Source organism: Pseudovibrio flavus, from assembly GCF_009711345.1.
Taxonomy (GTDB): domain Bacteria; phylum Pseudomonadota; class Alphaproteobacteria; order Rhizobiales; family Stappiaceae; genus Pseudovibrio; species Pseudovibrio flavus.
Genome location: NZ_SMMA01000062.1, coordinates 1 through 16,188, shown reverse-complemented (window position 1 = coordinate 16,188; position 16,188 = coordinate 1). Strand labels below are relative to the sequence as shown.

The 16,188-nt window shown below is 51.5% G+C and carries 15 protein-coding genes and 1 tRNA gene; 9 read left to right on the top strand and 7 right to left on the bottom strand.

Features of this window, described 5'->3' with window-relative positions; genetic code table 11:
* Positions 1–7: 7 nt before the first annotated feature.
* The 3 genes from E1162_RS10475 to E1162_RS10465 form a co-directional block, all read right to left on the bottom strand.
* Positions 8–1,288: a TRAP transporter large permease gene (locus E1162_RS10475; RefSeq protein ID WP_155130460.1), complete on the bottom strand. Its 1,281-nt coding sequence runs from the start codon at positions 1,286–1,288 to the stop codon at positions 8–10.
* The gene (locus E1162_RS10470) at positions 1,288–1,806 is read right to left on the bottom strand and encodes a TRAP transporter small permease (RefSeq protein WP_155130458.1); all 519 of its coding nucleotides are present in this window, start codon (positions 1,804–1,806) and stop codon (positions 1,288–1,290) included. The genes E1162_RS10475 and E1162_RS10470 overlap by 1 nt, the downstream gene beginning before the upstream one ends.
* A 114-nt stretch (positions 1,807–1,920) precedes the next feature.
* Positions 1,921–2,934, bottom strand: coding sequence for a TRAP transporter substrate-binding protein (locus E1162_RS10465; RefSeq protein WP_257098907.1), 1,014 nt, complete (start codon positions 2,932–2,934; stop codon positions 1,921–1,923).
* A 425-nt stretch (positions 2,935–3,359) separates the two neighbouring features.
* Between E1162_RS10465 and E1162_RS10460 the strand changes: the two genes are divergently transcribed.
* From E1162_RS10460 to E1162_RS10450, 3 genes are all read left to right on the top strand, one after another.
* The gene (locus E1162_RS10460) at positions 3,360–4,406 is read left to right on the top strand and encodes an L-idonate 5-dehydrogenase (protein WP_257098906.1); all 1,047 of its coding nucleotides are present in this window, start codon (positions 3,360–3,362) and stop codon (positions 4,404–4,406) included.
* 109 nt (positions 4,407–4,515) lie between these two features.
* Positions 4,516–5,142: a nucleotidyltransferase family protein gene (locus E1162_RS10455; RefSeq protein WP_257098905.1), complete on the top strand. Its 627-nt coding sequence runs from the start codon at positions 4,516–4,518 to the stop codon at positions 5,140–5,142.
* Positions 5,143–5,260: 118 nt separating this feature from the next.
* On the top strand, positions 5,261–5,911 hold the full coding sequence (locus E1162_RS10450) for a nucleotidyltransferase family protein (protein WP_155130450.1): 651 nt from the start codon (positions 5,261–5,263) through the stop codon (positions 5,909–5,911).
* On the opposite strand, the gene pabB is transcribed toward E1162_RS10450, so the two are convergent.
* The 4 genes from pabB to E1162_RS10430 all read right to left on the bottom strand — a co-directional run bounded on the left by pabB (position 5,899) and on the right by E1162_RS10430 (position 9,571).
* Positions 5,899–7,701 carry an aminodeoxychorismate synthase component I gene (gene pabB / locus E1162_RS10445; protein WP_155130448.1) on the bottom strand — a complete coding sequence of 601 codons (1,803 nt, stop codon included), beginning with the start codon at positions 7,699–7,701 and terminating at the stop codon, positions 5,899–5,901. The two genes, E1162_RS10450 and pabB, sit on opposite strands and share 13 nt — an antisense overlap.
* A 146-nt stretch (positions 7,702–7,847) precedes the next feature.
* Positions 7,848–8,312: a MarR family winged helix-turn-helix transcriptional regulator gene (locus tag E1162_RS10440; RefSeq protein WP_155130446.1), complete on the bottom strand. Its 465-nt coding sequence runs from the start codon at positions 8,310–8,312 to the stop codon at positions 7,848–7,850.
* 227 nt (positions 8,313–8,539) lie between these two features.
* Positions 8,540–9,190: a peptide-methionine (S)-S-oxide reductase MsrA gene (msrA, locus tag E1162_RS10435; protein ID WP_155130444.1), complete on the bottom strand. Its 651-nt coding sequence runs from the start codon at positions 9,188–9,190 to the stop codon at positions 8,540–8,542.
* 63 nt (positions 9,191–9,253) lie between these two features.
* Positions 9,254–9,571 carry a hypothetical protein gene (locus E1162_RS10430; RefSeq protein WP_257098904.1) on the bottom strand — a complete coding sequence of 106 codons (318 nt, stop codon included), beginning with the start codon at positions 9,569–9,571 and terminating at the stop codon, positions 9,254–9,256.
* Between the two features lie 314 nt (positions 9,572–9,885).
* Between E1162_RS10430 and E1162_RS10425 the strand changes: the two genes are divergently transcribed.
* The 6 genes from E1162_RS10425 (at position 9,886) to E1162_RS10400 (ending at position 16,096) form a co-directional block, all read left to right on the top strand.
* Positions 9,886–9,975 (top strand) — tRNA-Ser (locus tag E1162_RS10425).
* 353 nt (positions 9,976–10,328) lie between these two features.
* Positions 10,329–11,009, top strand: coding sequence for a helix-turn-helix domain-containing protein (locus E1162_RS10420; RefSeq protein ID WP_155130442.1), 681 nt, complete (start codon positions 10,329–10,331; stop codon positions 11,007–11,009).
* Positions 11,010–11,158: 149 nt separating this feature from the next.
* Positions 11,159–12,127 (top strand): TAXI family TRAP transporter solute-binding subunit, encoded by a 969-nt coding sequence (locus E1162_RS10415; protein ID WP_155130440.1) that lies wholly within the window; start codon positions 11,159–11,161, stop codon positions 12,125–12,127.
* Positions 12,128–12,146: 19 nt separating this feature from the next.
* Positions 12,147–14,060 carry a TRAP transporter permease gene (locus E1162_RS10410; RefSeq protein ID WP_155130438.1) on the top strand — a complete coding sequence of 638 codons (1,914 nt, stop codon included), beginning with the start codon at positions 12,147–12,149 and terminating at the stop codon, positions 14,058–14,060.
* Entirely contained in the window at positions 14,041–15,207 is a 1,167-nt protein-coding gene (locus E1162_RS10405) for a mandelate racemase/muconate lactonizing enzyme family protein (protein ID WP_155130436.1), read from the top strand. Before E1162_RS10410 ends, E1162_RS10405 begins: the two co-directional genes overlap by 20 nt.
* Positions 15,200–16,096, top strand: coding sequence for a dihydrodipicolinate synthase family protein (locus E1162_RS10400; RefSeq protein ID WP_155130434.1), 897 nt, complete (start codon positions 15,200–15,202; stop codon positions 16,094–16,096). The genes E1162_RS10405 and E1162_RS10400 overlap by 8 nt, the downstream gene beginning before the upstream one ends.
* Positions 16,097–16,188 lie beyond the last annotated feature (92 nt).

The window sequence follows — 16,188 nt, the reverse complement described above, 5'->3', positions numbered from 1 at the left end:
GACCTTCTTATCCGAATAGCAGACGAGGAATGAACAGCGAGATCTCCGGCACGTAGGTTATAATTGCCAGAACGATAAGGTTTGCCATAACAAACGGCCACACGCCATTGATGATAGTCGCTACGGGTTTGTTCAGCGTTGAGGATGCAACGAAGATATCAAGCCCGAATGGCGGCGTAATCATACCGATACAGATGTTCATGGTAACGATCATACCGAAGTGGATCGGATCAATACCAAGAGCCAGAGCGACCGGATAAAGCGGTGGAACCAGAATGAGCAGCGCGGTGTTCGGATCAATGAACATACCGGCGATCAGGAAGCAGATGTTGATGATCAGCAGGAACATGATCGGACCTGCATTGATGAACTCAAGGAACTGCTGGATCAGCTGCGGTACCTGCGCAAGCGTTACGAAGAAACCAAGCACACCACCAAATGCCAGAAGGATGAAGATCACAGTGGTCTGGATCGCACTGGCTTCTGTCAGGTGGAAGAGGTCTTTAAAGGTGAGGTGTCGGTAAACAACCATCTCTACGAAGATTGCATAAACAACGGAAACAACAGCAGCTTCTGTCGGGGTCACATAGCCACTGTAAATACCGCCGAGAATGATCACCGGCATACCCAGCGCCCAGCCAGCACGTTTGAGTGCAACGCCGCGCTCTTTCCAAGTGCAACGGGCAGCAGGCGTAATGTTGGAGCGGCGCGCTTCAATCATCACCATCACGGCAAAGGCAAGGCCGAGGAAGAGACCGATTGCAAGACCGCCAGCAAACAGCTGTGCAACGGACGTACCGGTCATCCAGCCGTAGATGATGAGGGTGATGGATGGTGGAATAAGCAGAGCGGTTTCCGCGCTGGATACGATAAGGCCAACGCTGAAGCGCTCGCTAAAACCGTTTTCACGCAGACGCGGATATACCATGTTACTCATGGCTGCCACGGTTGCCGGAGCAGAACCGGACACAGAGCCGAACATCATGGACGCACCAATGGTGGTGTGGCCCATACCGCCGCGGGTGTGACCCACAAGCGTCTGGATGAAGTCGGTCAGGCGGCGGGCAATCTGGCCAGCGCCCATCAACTGAGCGGCAAAGATGAAGAACGGAATTGCCAGAAGGGTGGTGTGGTTGATGCCGCCAACCAGCTTCTGGATGAACACCATCTCAGGCAGCCTGCTGTAGAACATTTCCTTAACAGCAAGGGCAGGCATACCCAGAACGAGGAACATTTCAAAGCCAAGAACAAGAAGAGCACCGGCCAGAATAATAGGAATGGCGATCATTATGCTGCCTCTTCTTCTTCACTATTGGCACCCGGCTTGTCGGCGTAGCGATTAATTACACCGAAGAAGCTGAGGGCATAACGCAGGGCAAGAAGGGAGAAGCCAACTGCCGGAGCGAGGTAAATCCAGCCCATCGACATATCGAGTGTCGGGCTGGTCTGCCCGGAGGCGAACACGAACACGGAGATGCGATAGCTCAGCACGATCATGTAGATGGAGAGCAGGAAACCGCTGAGGTCGATTACCTTGATCAAGATGCGGCGTTTTTCGGCCGGAAGCTGATCACGGATACTGTCGATGCTTACGTGGCGGCCGCGCTCTAGCGCAAGGCCGAGGCCAAGGAACACAAGGAACAGGTTCAGCAGACGGACGCCTTCTTCAATCCATGCGAACTTGCTCACCAATTGTCCACCGAACTCGCGAACCAGCACGTTTGCAAAGAAGAGGAAAACCATCAGTAGAAAAATGGAGACGATCGCAGAACGTTCCGCAAGTCGCAAATAGTGGAGAGCTTTCAATCTAACCCCCTGGCAGAAATGAGGAAAGCTGGATCTTAAAATCCAGCCTTCTTTTCATGGATAGGTTGTAAATGGTTGACGGCGTGCCAGCTATAAGCGCGCCGCTACCAATGCTTACTTCGCAGCGACTGCTTCGAACTCTTTTTCGTAAACCGCGATCAGGTTTGCACCTTCGTCGCCGGAGCGCTCAAGGAACGCATCGCGTGCAGCTGGGTACATCACTTCGCGCATCTGGCCCTTCATCTCGTCGCTTGCAACGATGATGTTGGTGTCGCTCTTCTTGATTTCTTCAAGAGCAGCGTCAGCAGCAGCGGTTTTGTGGGTGATCAGCTGAGGAATAACTTCGTTAAACGCGTCGGTGATGACGGTTTTGTATTCTGCTGGCAGGCTGTCCCAGAACATTGGGTTGAAGAGAACTACGTCTTCAAACGCGCCGTGACCGGAAACGAGGATGTTGTCCTGAACCTCGAAGAACTTCATCTTCAAGATGGTGTCCATCGGGTTTTCCTGGCCGTCAACAACGCCGGTCTGCAGGGAGGTGTAAACTTCGTTGAATGGCAGCGCTACAGCAGATGCACCAAGAGCGTTGAACTGCTCGATAAGGATGCGGCTGTCCATTACGCGGAACTTCTGGCCTTTGAAATCTTCTACAGAGTTCAGAGGCTTGTTAGAAGCCATGTGCTTCCAGCCGTTTGGCCACAGAGTTACGCCAACAACGCCTTTGGAGTTGAAGGTTTCGAGGAGGGCTTTACCAAATTCGCCACCGCGCAGAGCCTGTGCTTTTGCAGGGTCGGATGGGTACAGGTAAGGGATGTCCAGAACGGAAACAGCTGGGTTGAAACCACCAAGGAAGCCAGCTGGAGCGACTGTCGCTTCAAGAACGCCCATCTGAACGCCTTCAGTCATCTCGCGCTGTGTGCCGAGTTGGCCCTGAGGGAAGATCTGGAATTCTACAGCACCGTCAGTACGCTCTTTCACCATATCCGCTACTTTGAGCAGGTGAACGTGGCGGGTCTGTTCTACAGACTCAAGGTGACCGATGCGGGCGGTGTACTCAGCTGCAACAGCGAAGCTGGAGGCAGCAACCGTCGAAATCGCGGCAAGCGCGAATGTAGTAAGGCGTTTCATCATTTTCCCCGAAAGCAACGTTAAACGGCGGATTAATGAACTGAAATAATATTAGCTGTCAACACGCTAAATAAAAATGAGATAAATTTAACTATTATTCCTATATCTATTGTAAGTAGTTCAACGTATTTCGGGGGATGAAATAAAGGATTTCTATAGATCCTTTGATGGCCTAAGTATACGACTCACTTTTATTTTCCTCAAGATTATTGTGACGTAGGGGATAGTTCTCTTTGGGTTGCGTATAAACACTATCTGGCGACTAGAATGGTAGTGGATTAGGCTTTGCTCATGAGGAAGTTTTGGTGAGGCACGACTCTCTGGATGAAAGGTAGATGATTCTCCGCGCAGGGAGCCGGTGAAGAGCCTTGGCTGACGGTCAAATGTTTGGCTGCAGATACCCAATAGAGGGAACTGGGAAGGCAATGTGCAATAAAGAAATGACTAAAGGGCTGGCCATTGAGTCTGCTCTTCAAAAAGGCGTAGTCGAAATGCCAATCCCTACGCCGGGCGCCGGACAGGTGCTGGTGCAAATGGCTGCAGTTGGTATTTGCGGTTCTGATCTGCACTATTACAACGAAGGCCGTGTCGGCAATTTCCAGATCCGTGAGCCATTTACTCCGGGCCATGAGGCTTCTGGTTACATTGCCGCTTTGGGTGAGGGCGTTGAGGGACTGGAAGTGGGTCAGCCAATTGCCATCAACCCATCAAAGACCTGCGGCACTTGCGAGTTCTGCCGTGATGGTAGCCGTCACCTTTGCTCCAACAACGGCTTTATGGGCAGTGCAAGCCGCTTCCCGCACTCTCAAGGCATGATGCGCGGATACTTCGTTGCTGAAGAATTCCAGTGCAAGCCGGTACCTGCTGAGCTGGATATTCGTCTGGCAACTATGGCAGAGCCGTTCTCTGTAGCGCTGCATGCTGTTAGCCGTGCTGGCTCGCCAATGGGCAAACGCGTCCTCGTTGTTGGCGGTGGTACCATTGGTTTGCTCGTTGCTGTTGGCGCAAAAGTCGGTGGCGCGAAAGAAGTTGTTCTTTCCGATCCATCTGAATATGCGCGCAACACTGCAAAGGCTCTGGGCATTGATGTGGTGATCGACGGTTTCCTTCCGCTTGAAGAAAAGCAGAAGCAGGCTGGTGTCATCGATATCGCGTTTGAAGCCGCTGGTGTTGAGCCGGCGCTTGCTGACTGTCTTGAACTTGTACGCCGCGCAGGTGTTGTCGTTCAGGTCGGCACCGTTCCAACCTTGACTGGCCGTGCGAACCTCAACCTCGCGATGAACAAGGAGCTGGATTACAAAGGCTCCTTCCGTTTTGACGGTGAGTACGACTACGCGCTGCACCTCATTGCAACCGGCAAGGTTGATCTTATGCCGATGATCAGCGGCAGCTTCCCTCTGGAAGAAGCGGCAGAGGCGTTCGCTCTTGCTAGCGATTCCACCCGCTCCACCAAGGTGATGGTGACTGCCTAATAGATTGAATGAAAACGGGGACCTCAAACGGTCCCCGTTTTAATATCAGCCAAACTTGCCCTTGTGGAACAAATAATGAACAATACTTCTCCTGCAGAGGGAGGATGTATTGTTCAAAGCGAAGTCAGCCAGGTCGTTGGCACCTCATGTTGTTGACGCAAGCGAAGAGCAGTTATCCCTCCATCTAAAAACGTTCATCAGGAACAGCTCTCTTCTTATGGAAGCTTATGAGGCTGGGCGTTCGTTGAACCTCGCCGACTACTGGCTTACGTCCGGCGCAATCTATCAAAGCTTATGGAACAGCCTTACTCAAAGACCTGAAGGTTATGGCCTTAAAGACATAGACCTCATCTATTTCGATGAAGATCGGTCTTGGGCTGCAGAAAACCACGTGATCGAAACGATCGCTGCAAAAACATCGCATCTGCCTGTAGAGGTGGAAATCAAAAATCAGGCGCGGGTTCATTTGTGGTTTCAGGAAAAGTTCGGCTCTCCCTATCCCAAGCTTAAATCGGCAACTCAATCTTTGCTCTATTACGCCGCTCTTACCCATAGCGTAGCGTTCACAGTTGCTTGTGATGGCAGCATAAAAATCGCCGCCCCTTTTGGATTGCGGCGGATTTACGCAATGCGTATGGAACCCAATCACACTTTGGACAATCATGACACATACAAGCGTAAGTGTGCGCGGATGGCGCGTTTATGGCCCGAACTTCAGTGCCTGCCTTGGGATTAACCCAAGCGCTGATTGCTTGCGGTCTTGCGCCATTTACCCATAAAACGGGCTTTATTGGATGTAGTCTCCGGCTTGCGATATAAATTAAATAAGCAAAAACAAGCCGGTCGATCAGTGCATGGCCCGAAGACCAGACCCTGCTAGGGATAGAACATTGGAAAAACTGGATGCGGATCTGCTCGCAGATCCAGCGCGGTCAACGGAAGATGACCGGCGCAAAATGCTTGAGCTCATCGTGCGCTCAGACAATCAGTTAATGGCTGCACTCCGCGGTTTGCGCTCCCTTGCGCTGCCAGATTGGCGCGTTGCGTCTCACAGTATCTGCTACAGCGTCTGGAGTGCTCTTGCTGGTCCTCCTGTTACTCTTAGAAGGCCGGTTCTCTATATCTCCTATTACGATGCGACCCAGCCGACAAAGCGGATGGAAAATACAACGGCGAGAAATACCGAAAAGATATTGTCGGAAACCGGTTATCTCATCCGTTTGGAAAATCAGGCCCGAGCCCATTTTCGCGGCATGATGGGCAGTGATCTTTCCACGCCGGGTATCACTTGTACCGATGAGTGGATACTGCGCAGCCCCATTACTGCACTTGCTGTTGGTGTAAGGCTTGAGGGCGACGGCCGGTTGTCAGTCTTCGCGCCTTATGGCTTGAGCGCGTTGTTTTCTATGCAGATTATCCGCAATCCCGCATTTGGTGACGAGATTGCTTATGAGCGCAATAAGGAAACGCTTCTGCGTCTTTGGCCAAGCCTTCACACGACTTGAAGCTGGCGTATCAGCTGGCACTCAATCAAGCCACGAACGCTGTTACCAACGTAAATTGCATCAGCGTTGATTAGGTCTTCCGGTCGAAGGTCCGCTTCTTCGGCCAGACCATGTTCCAGCAGACCTGCGCGGAAAGTTCCCGGCAACAGGCCGTGATGAAGCGCTGGGGTGAGGAGTGTTCCCTCTACTTCCACGAACAGGTTGGTAAAGCTGCCTTCACAAACAAAACCGTTTTCATTCAAGAAGATAACCTCGTCGCAGCCTGTTGAGCTGCGGTAGTGCTTCAGGCTTTCATCATAGAAAGATCGCTTGGTGGTTTTATGAAACAGAAAGCGGTCGTTGGAATGGATGGTTTCCCCTGCAATGGCGATATTCCAGCGCTTTCCGTCGCTTTCAGGAAGCGCGAAGTGCTCCAGCTCCAACTCCCCTTGATGGGAAAGAGAGAGGCGAACACGGCGCGGACCTTCAAATGTTTCTGCTGCATCCAGTAGCAGACTCTGAGTATCACCAAGCGAAAACGGATAGTTGAAATAGCGGGCGCTGTCTTCAAGGCGAGCAATATGGCGCTCTAGCAAAACGTAACCGTCATTTGCATTCCAAGCCATTGTTTCAAAAAGACGAAACGGTCCGCTTTTCTCGCTTAGAAACTGCAGCTTCAGCTTACATTCCTCATACTCTGGCGCAGAGCCGGAATCGTAAACAACGCCGGAACCTGTTCCCGCAAGGCCATTTCCGTTTTCGTCCAGCACCAAAGTGCGGATCGCCACGTTAAAGCAGAAGTCTCCGTTTGGATCTATGAAACCAATGGAGCCGGTGTATACGCCGCGCTCGCTTGCCTCCAGATTGTCGATGATTTCCATTGCCCAGAGTTTCGGTGCTCCGGTGATAGAACCACACGGGAATAGCTCCTCCATAATCTCCGGCAGCTCCACATCGTCCTCTAGCTCGGCTGTGACCGTGGAGGTCATCTGGAAGATGCTGCGATAGGTCTCCACTGCGCAATGGGCCGGAACGCGCACGCTGCCCGCCTTGCTGATGCGAGACAGATCATTTCTCATCAGATCGAGGATCATCGTGTTCTCGGCGCGGGACTTCTCATCCGCTGCGAGCCACCGCGCAACCTCTTGATCTTCATAGGCTGTTCGGCCGCGCTTTGCCGTTCCCTTCATCGGCTTTGTTGTAATCTTCCGCCCTTGCTTGCGGAGGAAAAGTTCCGGTGAAATGGAAAGGATGTGGCGCGCGCCGGTGTGCAGCAGAGCGCCATACTCGACAGGCTGGTGAAAGAGCAGGTGAGAGAACAAGCTGGCAGGGTCTCCGGCGTTGGAAATCTCCGCTCTGACCGTCAGATTGATCTGATAGATATCGCCTTTGGCAAGATGCTGCTGCGTTTTTAGGAACGCCGCATCGTACTGGGCTTTATCAAGGTCAAAGTTCTGACAGTTCAGGCTTGCCGAGTATGGCGCTTTGGCCTGTGCATTCAGCCAAGCTGCCTCTTCGTTACTGTCTAGCTCACTATAACTTTCATAGACACCAAACCACGCAAGCGGCGTGTCACTGGTGTTCTTCCAGCGCTTTTCCAGTTTGCTCTCAAAGGCATAGCCGAACTCATAGGCAAAGTAACCGGCAAGATAGAAGCCTGCCTTGCGGCGCTGCTCCAGTTGCTGAAGGAAAGACTTGGCATCAACTAGCTGATCGCACTGGAGAATTTCGACAGGCTTCACAAAGAGCTTAGCAGGCGCTCCTGTTAACCGATCCACCAACAGTACTGTACCGCGCTCGAATTCTGCCATTTATTCTTTCTCTCGGCCTTTTAGTGCGGCGTATTTAACAGAGCACGCTAGGAAATTCATCCATTAAAACCGTACTTCCGCACAAACGAGAAAAACTGCGGGACAAAGGCTGAACGCATCCTTCGTCCCCCAATAAAGAGCAGCTTTTAGTCAGCCATTTCCAATTCGCTCATAGGATTGCTTTCGCAGAAACGAGCGCAAGCAGGGCTATCCATTTGCCCCAGAACGATATTGAAGTAGGAGGAGAGTTGCTGGCGCTCTCCCTCTTCGAGGGATTCCAGCAGCTTGGTCGCAACATGCTGGCGCGCTTGCGCAAGATCGGAAGCGCGGCGTTTTCCTCTGGCGGTGAGCTCCACCATAACCTCGCGCCCGCGCCGTTTCTGGCGACGAACCAACCATTCCTTCTCCAGCTTGTCGATAAGACGAACAGTGGCGGAATGGGACAGGCGAATTTCGCCCGCAACAGCACCAATAGACATAGAGCGCTGTTTTCGCATGGTTAAAAGAGCGGCTACGGCGCTCGGAGAAAGGTCACCGTAGGCTTCTACACTAGCATCCTCAATTGCGGTGCTAATTGCAGAAAGTTGGTTGGCAATAAGTTCAAGTTGCATTTGTATGTATGACGCATATTGAAATAAGTGAAATCACCTAACCGTATAGGCGTCATATGACAAACACAACACAGAGATACGTTGTTTAACGTATGCAGCCTGTATTAATTAAAAAGCGATGCATTTCTGCACCTTTAGCCGAACGGCTTACTTAAAAGCCGCTGGAGGCTGCGGTTTTTACTTTAGGAAACTCTAAATTTGGTTGGGCCGAACTGCGATTTGCCCCCTTATGGTAAGGGGCAACTCACACCAGTGCCGCCTAGGCCACAGTAGCCATTAGGGTTCTTTGCCAGATATTGCTGATGGTCATCTTCTGCAAAGTAGAATGGCTTCGATAAACCGATTTCTGTTGTGATCGCTGTTGGCCGTCCTGCTTCTTTGAGCGCCGCTTGATAACGGGCCTTAGACACTTCAACCACTTCCAACTCTTCAGGAGTGTCTACATAGATAGCAGAGCGATATTGCGTACCAATATCGTTGCCCTGTTTGAAGCCTTGGGTTGGATCATGCTTTTCCCAGAATACGGAAAGAAGATCATCCAGCGATACCTTGGAGGGGTCGTACACAACGGCTACGACCTCGGTATGACCGGTTTGGCCGGTGCAAACTTCCTGATAGGTGGGGTTGGGTGTGTAGCCACCAGCGTAGCCTACTGCTGTTACATAAACACCCGGAATGCTCCAAAAGGCGCGCTCTGCGCCCCAAAAGCAGCCCATCCCAATTACCAGCACCTTCATCCCATCGGGATATGGCGGGTTAATCGGATTCCCGTTCACGAAGTGTCTGGAGGGTTGGACAATCGGCGTATCGCGGCCCTTTAGTGCCTGTTCTTCAGGAACCATAGAATATTTCGCCGACAGCATACGCATAAAAGACATGTAACCCTCTCCTTGTGTTGCCCCTAGTATATAGGAGGCAATGGCGCGAATAAAAGCGGGCGCTTAAAGGAGTGATGTCCGTAGTTTGTGTTTGCGATCGCCAGCCCAGAGAATGAGAAGGCCGATTGGTCCGAAAATTACCCAAGGTGGTAGCGTGAGTAGCCACTGTAGGACAGGATCCCACAGCAGTGGTGAGACATGGCGCTGAATGCCTGCTTGCGCTGCATTGAGTGAGCTTGGAGAGATGTCGAACCATAGCTGACCGGAGGAGGTGGTAATCCACGCAGCAGCGGCGATGCTCTTGGTCAAATCAAGCACAAGCGAAACAAGTGCGATTGCGACCATCCAAAGGCCGATAAGTCTCAACAAAAAACTGAACATCAGCAGGCGCTCCGTCCCTACAGCGGTTAATGTCCTCTAGACTGTGGGTAAACTGGCAATAAGAAAACCATAAAGTTTTCCGGTTTGGGGATTTTCAACTCACTTTCCTTTGAAATTTTTGGGAAAATATAGGTGAATGCACGCATGGTTGGCCGCCGGTTGGGGATTAAATAGGCCCAAAACATGTTTTTCATGCACAGATTGGGGATTAGGCGAAAATTATTTGTCAAAGTGTCTTGTCTGATCGTGAAGGGGCATATATACCGCCCTCCAACGACGGCGCTGCAGACGAACGCAACGCTTCGAAAATATGCGGAGAGGTGGCCGAGTGGCTGAAGGCGCACGCCTGGAACGCGTGTATACGGGAAACCGTATCCAGGGTTCGAATCCCTGTCTCTCCGCCATTTTCGGCTCGTTAGCCGATTAACGGCAAACACGAACGCAACATGTAGCAAACGCTCATGGGGCGTTTTTTGTTTTTAGGCCTCAATATTCCCCGTCAAACTGTTTTTCCATAAATAGTGCAGCGCCTTGCGAGTGTTGCATGGTTCTATTGCTTTTCAGCGTCTCTCCTTCTTTTTGTGAGGCCTGGGGCCTCAATCTGGTTACCGTGCTCTTCTGTTCTGACGGGTGGATTTCGTTTGGCTGATGGCATTGTTTGACAAGTCTGTCCGTGCGGGGATGATGCTAGTACGTACTTGTGATCCTGCGGCTCTTGGTTAGTTGGTTGAGCCAAACAACATTGCTTGAGAATATTATGATCAACCAAAGCATCTCCAATGCCATTCAATGTCTTCAAACTCTGGCCTCCAGTGAAAAGCCGATGGGTATTCGCGAGATGGGGCGGTTGCTGGAGCTTGATCCTGCTAAGGTCACCAGAATTATGAAGACCTTGATCGCGCTCGATCTGGTTCATCAGCAGGACAATCGAAAGTACACCGTAGGCTGGGGGCTGCATCGCTTGTCCGCAGTATCAATCCATAATTCCAGTTTCTATAAATCGGTGATCCGCGCGCTTGAGTCGGTCGAGAACAAAGAGCTGAACATCGCGATTGGTGTTCTCAACAAAAACAAGGTTGTTTATCTGGTGCATACCGCCAACGCGGCGTCTGTGGCTCAGTCCATTGGTAACTATGAGGAAATTCTCGCTTCCCGCTCTGTTACTGGCATCATGCTGCTTTCTCGCAAGTCTGATGAAGAGATCAAAGAGCTGATTGGTGATGATGAATTCGATCTCATCAAAGAGGATGTGGAGTTGGCGCGTAATGGCTCTCATTATGTGAAGGCTTATCCGTTTAACGAGTACAGAATGGCTCGTCCGCTCATTAACAGTCAGGCGGTTATCGCGCTTTCCAATGTTATCTGTAAGCCCGATGAGCTTCGCAAATTTACCGATTTTCTCGACGACCTCGCGTCGCGGATTGAGTGCAATAACTGATATATTGTTTCACATAATGAAACATATAGACTCGCCGAAGCCTGTATAAGTTCAATATATGCAACAAAATACACATTGATACGAATAGCTCGCACACTGCTGTGTTTCTAATATTGAAACATAGGGAGTTTGATCAGGAGTGAGTGATCATGAAACGTGTAATTATTGCAACAGCGGCATCTCTGGCTGCAACAATGTCTGTGCAGGCTGCTGAGACATTGAATTTCACAATGGGTTCTATCTCGGGCAGCGTGTACGCAATTGGCGTGCAGGTAGGCGAAGAGCTCAAGAAAGAGGGAGACTACAACGTCAACGTGAAAGCTGGCGGCGCTATGGGCAATGCCATTCAGGTTGGCAGCAACAAAGCTCAGTTCGGCCACACCAGCACTGGCCTTGGCTTTGCAGCGCTGAACGGCGCAGAACCTTTCAAGAAGCCAAGCACTGAGCTACGCGCAGTTGGCACCGTGATGGAATCTTCTTTCCAGTTCATGAGCCTGAAGGACGTACCAGTTTCTTCTCTGGCTGAACTGAAAGAGAAGAAATACCCGCTCAAGCTTGCAGTTGGTCCACGCGGCCGTGAAAACGAACTGCTGACCCGCCGTGTGCTTGAAGAAAACGGCATCTCCTACGAAGATATTCAGGATTGGGGTGGCCGCGTAGAGTTTGTAGCAATTTCTGATGCTAACTCTCTCATCCGCGATGGTCATCTTGAAGCTGTAACCATGCTTTCTGGTCTGCCATATGCTCCGCTGACCGAAATTAACTCGGCTCGCCCAATGAAGATGCTGGAAATCAGCGGCAAAACCATTGGCGCTCTCTCCGAGAAATACGGTTACGTTCCAACCGAAATTCCAAGCGGCACCTACGCTGGTATTGATGCAGCAGTTCCATCCGTTGCAGGTGGTGTTGTGCTCGTCACCAACACCAAAGTATCCGATGAAACCGCTTACCGCATGGCTAAAGCAGTATGTTCTGACGAAGGCCGTCAGCGTCTCAGTGCTCTTTCCGGTTCTATCAAATCTTACCTGACTTCTGCTCAGGCTTGTGCTTCTGGCACCGGCGTTCCTCTTCATGATGGCGCTAAGAAATACTTCGACGAAATCGGCGTAAAATACTAATTCTCCCAGAGAAAAATCAATGACTACAGTATCAAACGACAGGTTTGATCTGGTGAAAGGCTGGCTGTCAAAGCTAGCCTTTCTTATCGCTCTTGTTGCAGCTGTTTATCACCTGCAGCTCGTACTTAGCGGTATTCCAGAAGCCTATAAATTCCGTACAACCCACCTCCTGCTTTTGTTGCCACTGGGCTTTTTGCTCAAGCCGGTTTCAACGCCAGAACGTCCTTATCTGATTGTTTGGGATTTCCTTCTGGTGGTCGCTTCGCTGGTTGCAACCAGCTACATCGCCTTTGTTGAGTACGACACGCTCATCATGCGCCTCCCAGGCATTGATGAACTAACCTCGACCGACATGTTCATGGGCACCTTGCTCGTACTGTTGGTGCTTGAAGGTGCTCGCCGCGTTGTTGGCATGGGCATGGTGGTTATCTGTATCGCGGCAATCCTCTACACGCTTTACGGCTACCACATTCCGGGAACGTTCAACTATTCCGGTAGCTCCTACCATGATCTGTTGGATAAGCTTGTTTTCACCACAGACGGTATTTTCTCTATTCCTCTGGCGGCTGCTGCAACATTTATCTTCCTGTTCGTGCTGTTCGGTAAGTTTCTAGAACGCTCCGGCGCAGGTGAACTGTTCATCGAGCTCTCATTTGCCCTTGCTGGTCGCTCCCGCGGCGGCCCTGCAAAAATGGCAGTGCTTTCCTCTGCATTCATGGGCTCGATCTCTGGCAGTGCAACTGCAAACGTTGTGTCTACCGGTGCCTATACCATTCCGCTGATGAAGAAATCCGGCTACTCGCCAGCAATGTCTGGTGCCGTGGAAGCAGCAGCTTCTACCGGTGGTCAGCTTCTGCCGCCAGTCATGGGTGCAGCTGCGTTCCTTCTTGCTGACTTTGTGGGCATTCCATACACATCCCTTATTGTGATCGCAGCCATTCCGGCATTGCTATTCTTCTTCGGGATTTATGTAGCTGTTCACTTTGAATCCGTCGCTCAAGACATGAAGGGCCTGAACGAAGATCAGATCCCGAAATGGAGCAGCATTCTCTCCCGCGCGTACCTTCTGCTGCCGTTGGTTGTTGTTATTGCTGTCCTGTTCATGGGCTACACGCCTTACCTGTCAGCCTGTATTGCGCTTGTGTCGGTAATCGTTTGCTGCGGTCTTCATCCATCCACCCGTATGGGACCTAAAGCGATCGTTATGGCGCTGGTGGACGGTACAAAAGACGCGGTAATGATCACCGTAACCTGTGCTGCTGCTGGTATCATTATTGGTGTTGCTGCAGAAACCGGTCTTGGCGTTAAGTTCACCTCCATCGTGCTCAGCACTGCAAGCGATAACGTCTTCCTTCTGCTGTTCTTCATGATGCTGGCGTCCCTCGTCCTCGGTATGGGCCTTCCAACATCTGCTGCATACATCCTCATCGTTGCTATTGCAGCGCCAACCCTGATCGAAGCGGGCGTTACCCCAATCGCAGCGCACCTCTTCATCCTTTACTTCGGTGTGTTCTCCGCAATTACACCGCCAGTTGCGATTTCCTCCTATGCAGCAGCGGGTCTTGCAGAAGCATCTCCAATGACCACCAGCTTGCACGCATTCCGCCTGAGTATCCCGGCTTTCGTGGTGCCGTACCTGTTCGTCTACCACAACGAATTGCTTCTCATCGGCGCGCCAATGGACATCGCAGTTCAGATCATCTCCGGCGCTGTTGCAATGGTGTTCCTGGCATCGGGCTTGGCTGGCTGCTTCCATAAACGCTTCGGCATTGCTCACCGCATCTTCATGCTGATTGCATCGTTTGGCTTGATGTACGCCTCCGACTTCATCCTCACAGCGGCAATCATCGCGGTTACTGCGGCAGTCCTCTACTTCACCGTAGGCGATCAACCTGTCCTTGGAATGAAAAAGAATGAAAATCACGCAAGTTGAGTGCTTTCCACTCAAGATTAAGCCGAAGCAGGCCTATCTCGGTGGATCAGCAGACGTAGACGCCCCAGACTACTACTATCGCGACGAGTACCGCTGTGTGTACTCCCGCAAGATGGAAACCAGCCTCGTGAAAATCACAACCGACAATGGCCTTGTCGGTTGGGGTGAGGCACTGGCTCCCGTTGTTCCGCAGGTCGTGAGCGAGATCATCAAGAACTTGTTCGCGCCACTGCTGATCGGCGAGAACCCGAACAAAACCAACGTTCTGTGGTCCCGCATGTATGACGCAATGCGTGACCGCGGTTACCTGACCGGCTTCATGGTTGATGCAATTGCCGCTGTAGACTGTGCCCTGTGGGACATTCGCGGTAAGGCTGTTGGCCTTCCGGTTAGTGAATTGCTTGGCGGTGCATACCGTGATGGCGTTGATTGCTACATTTCGGGCCTTCCGGCTCCAGGCATTGCAGGCCGTGTTGAGCTTGCAAAGTCATGGAAGCAGAAGGGCTTCAAGGCAATCAAGATGGCTTTGGGTTATGGTGTCGATGAAGACATCGCGAACCTGAAAGCTGTTCGTGAAGCCGTTGGCCCAGAAGTGCAGCTCTTCATCGATGCTCACTGGAACTACAGCGTTTCTGATGCTGTTCGTCTTGCTCGCCGCATGGAAGAGCTGGATATCCGCTTCTTTGAAGCGCCTCTGCTTCCAGAGAACGTGACAGGTCATGCCGAGCTGAGAAGCAAGACCATGATCCCGATCGCGATTGGTGAAACAGAACGCACCCGCTTCGAGTTCCAGCCGTTTATCGATAAGCGTGCGGTCGATATTGTTCAGCCGGACGTGGGCCGAGTGGGCATCACCGAAACCATGCGCATTGGCTATCAGGCTGAAACGCATGACATCGCCATCGCTCCGCATCTGTCCGTTGGTCTTGGTCCATGTATTGCCGCAAGTATTCACGTGGCGTGCGCACTGCCAAACACCAAAATTCTTGAGTTCCAGCCAAGTGTGTTCGAGGTGGCAAACAGCATCTTGAAAGCACCAATCACTGTCGAAGCTGGTCGTTACCACTTGCCGTCTGGCCCGGGCCTCGGCGTAGAAGTTGACGAAGAAATTATTAAACAACACGTATTGGATTACAAAAATGCTTAAAGGCAACGTTCCAATTCTCGCCTCCGCCTTTTTTGAAAATGGTGATTTGGATCTGGACAGCATCGAACGTCTGATGAAGTTCCTGCTGTCCCAGAAGATCGACGGTATTGCTCTGTTCGGTAATGCTTCTGAAGGCTATGCGCTGACCGCTTCTGAAAAAGTTGCGATCATCAACATGGTCAAGCGCACAGTGGGTGATCTACCTGTTGTGGCGGCAGCAGGTGGTGCATCTGCTAACGTGGCAATTGAAGACATCAACCGCATGAAAGAACTGGGCTCAGATGTAGCGATGGTAAACCCACCATCCGTTATCAAGCCGGGTCCGGACGCGGTCTATGACTTCTTCCGCGATGTTTGCGCCAACACCGATATCGACATCATGGTGCAGGATGCGCCGATGATGACCGGCGTTAACATTCCTGTGCCAACCCTCGCCAAAATCTGTAAAGATTTCGACCGCGTTAAATACGTGAAGGCTGAGCAGCCACCAACCACGCTGAAGATCTCCCAGCTTGCAGCCGTGCTTGATGGTTCGGCTGTTCAGTTCGGCGGCCTGAACGCAGGTTACCTCTTTGAGGAACTGGAGCGCGGTGTAATCGGCACCATGCCAGCCTGCGAATTCCCTGAAGTGATCAATGCGATTTTGAATGCCTACTTTGCAGGCGACAAAGCGACCGCTCGTGAGCACTTCTATAAATATCTGCCGTTCATGCGTTACGGTGTGCAGCCGGGTATCGGCGTTTCCATTCATAAGGAAGTGCTGCACCGCGCTGGTATCTTCACCACCAACCACGTTCGTAGCCCGGGCAAGATGATTGACCAGACTACACGCGACGAGATGTTCGCCATGCTGGACGAGCTGCCTCTGGCTGTTCTGGGTCAGAAGTAAAAGGCAAGGGGCTCGCAAAACGAGCCCCTTTTTTATATCCCATACATTTGAAAAGATAAGCACATGCAAGACGAGATGAGCGCAGTTCTGGT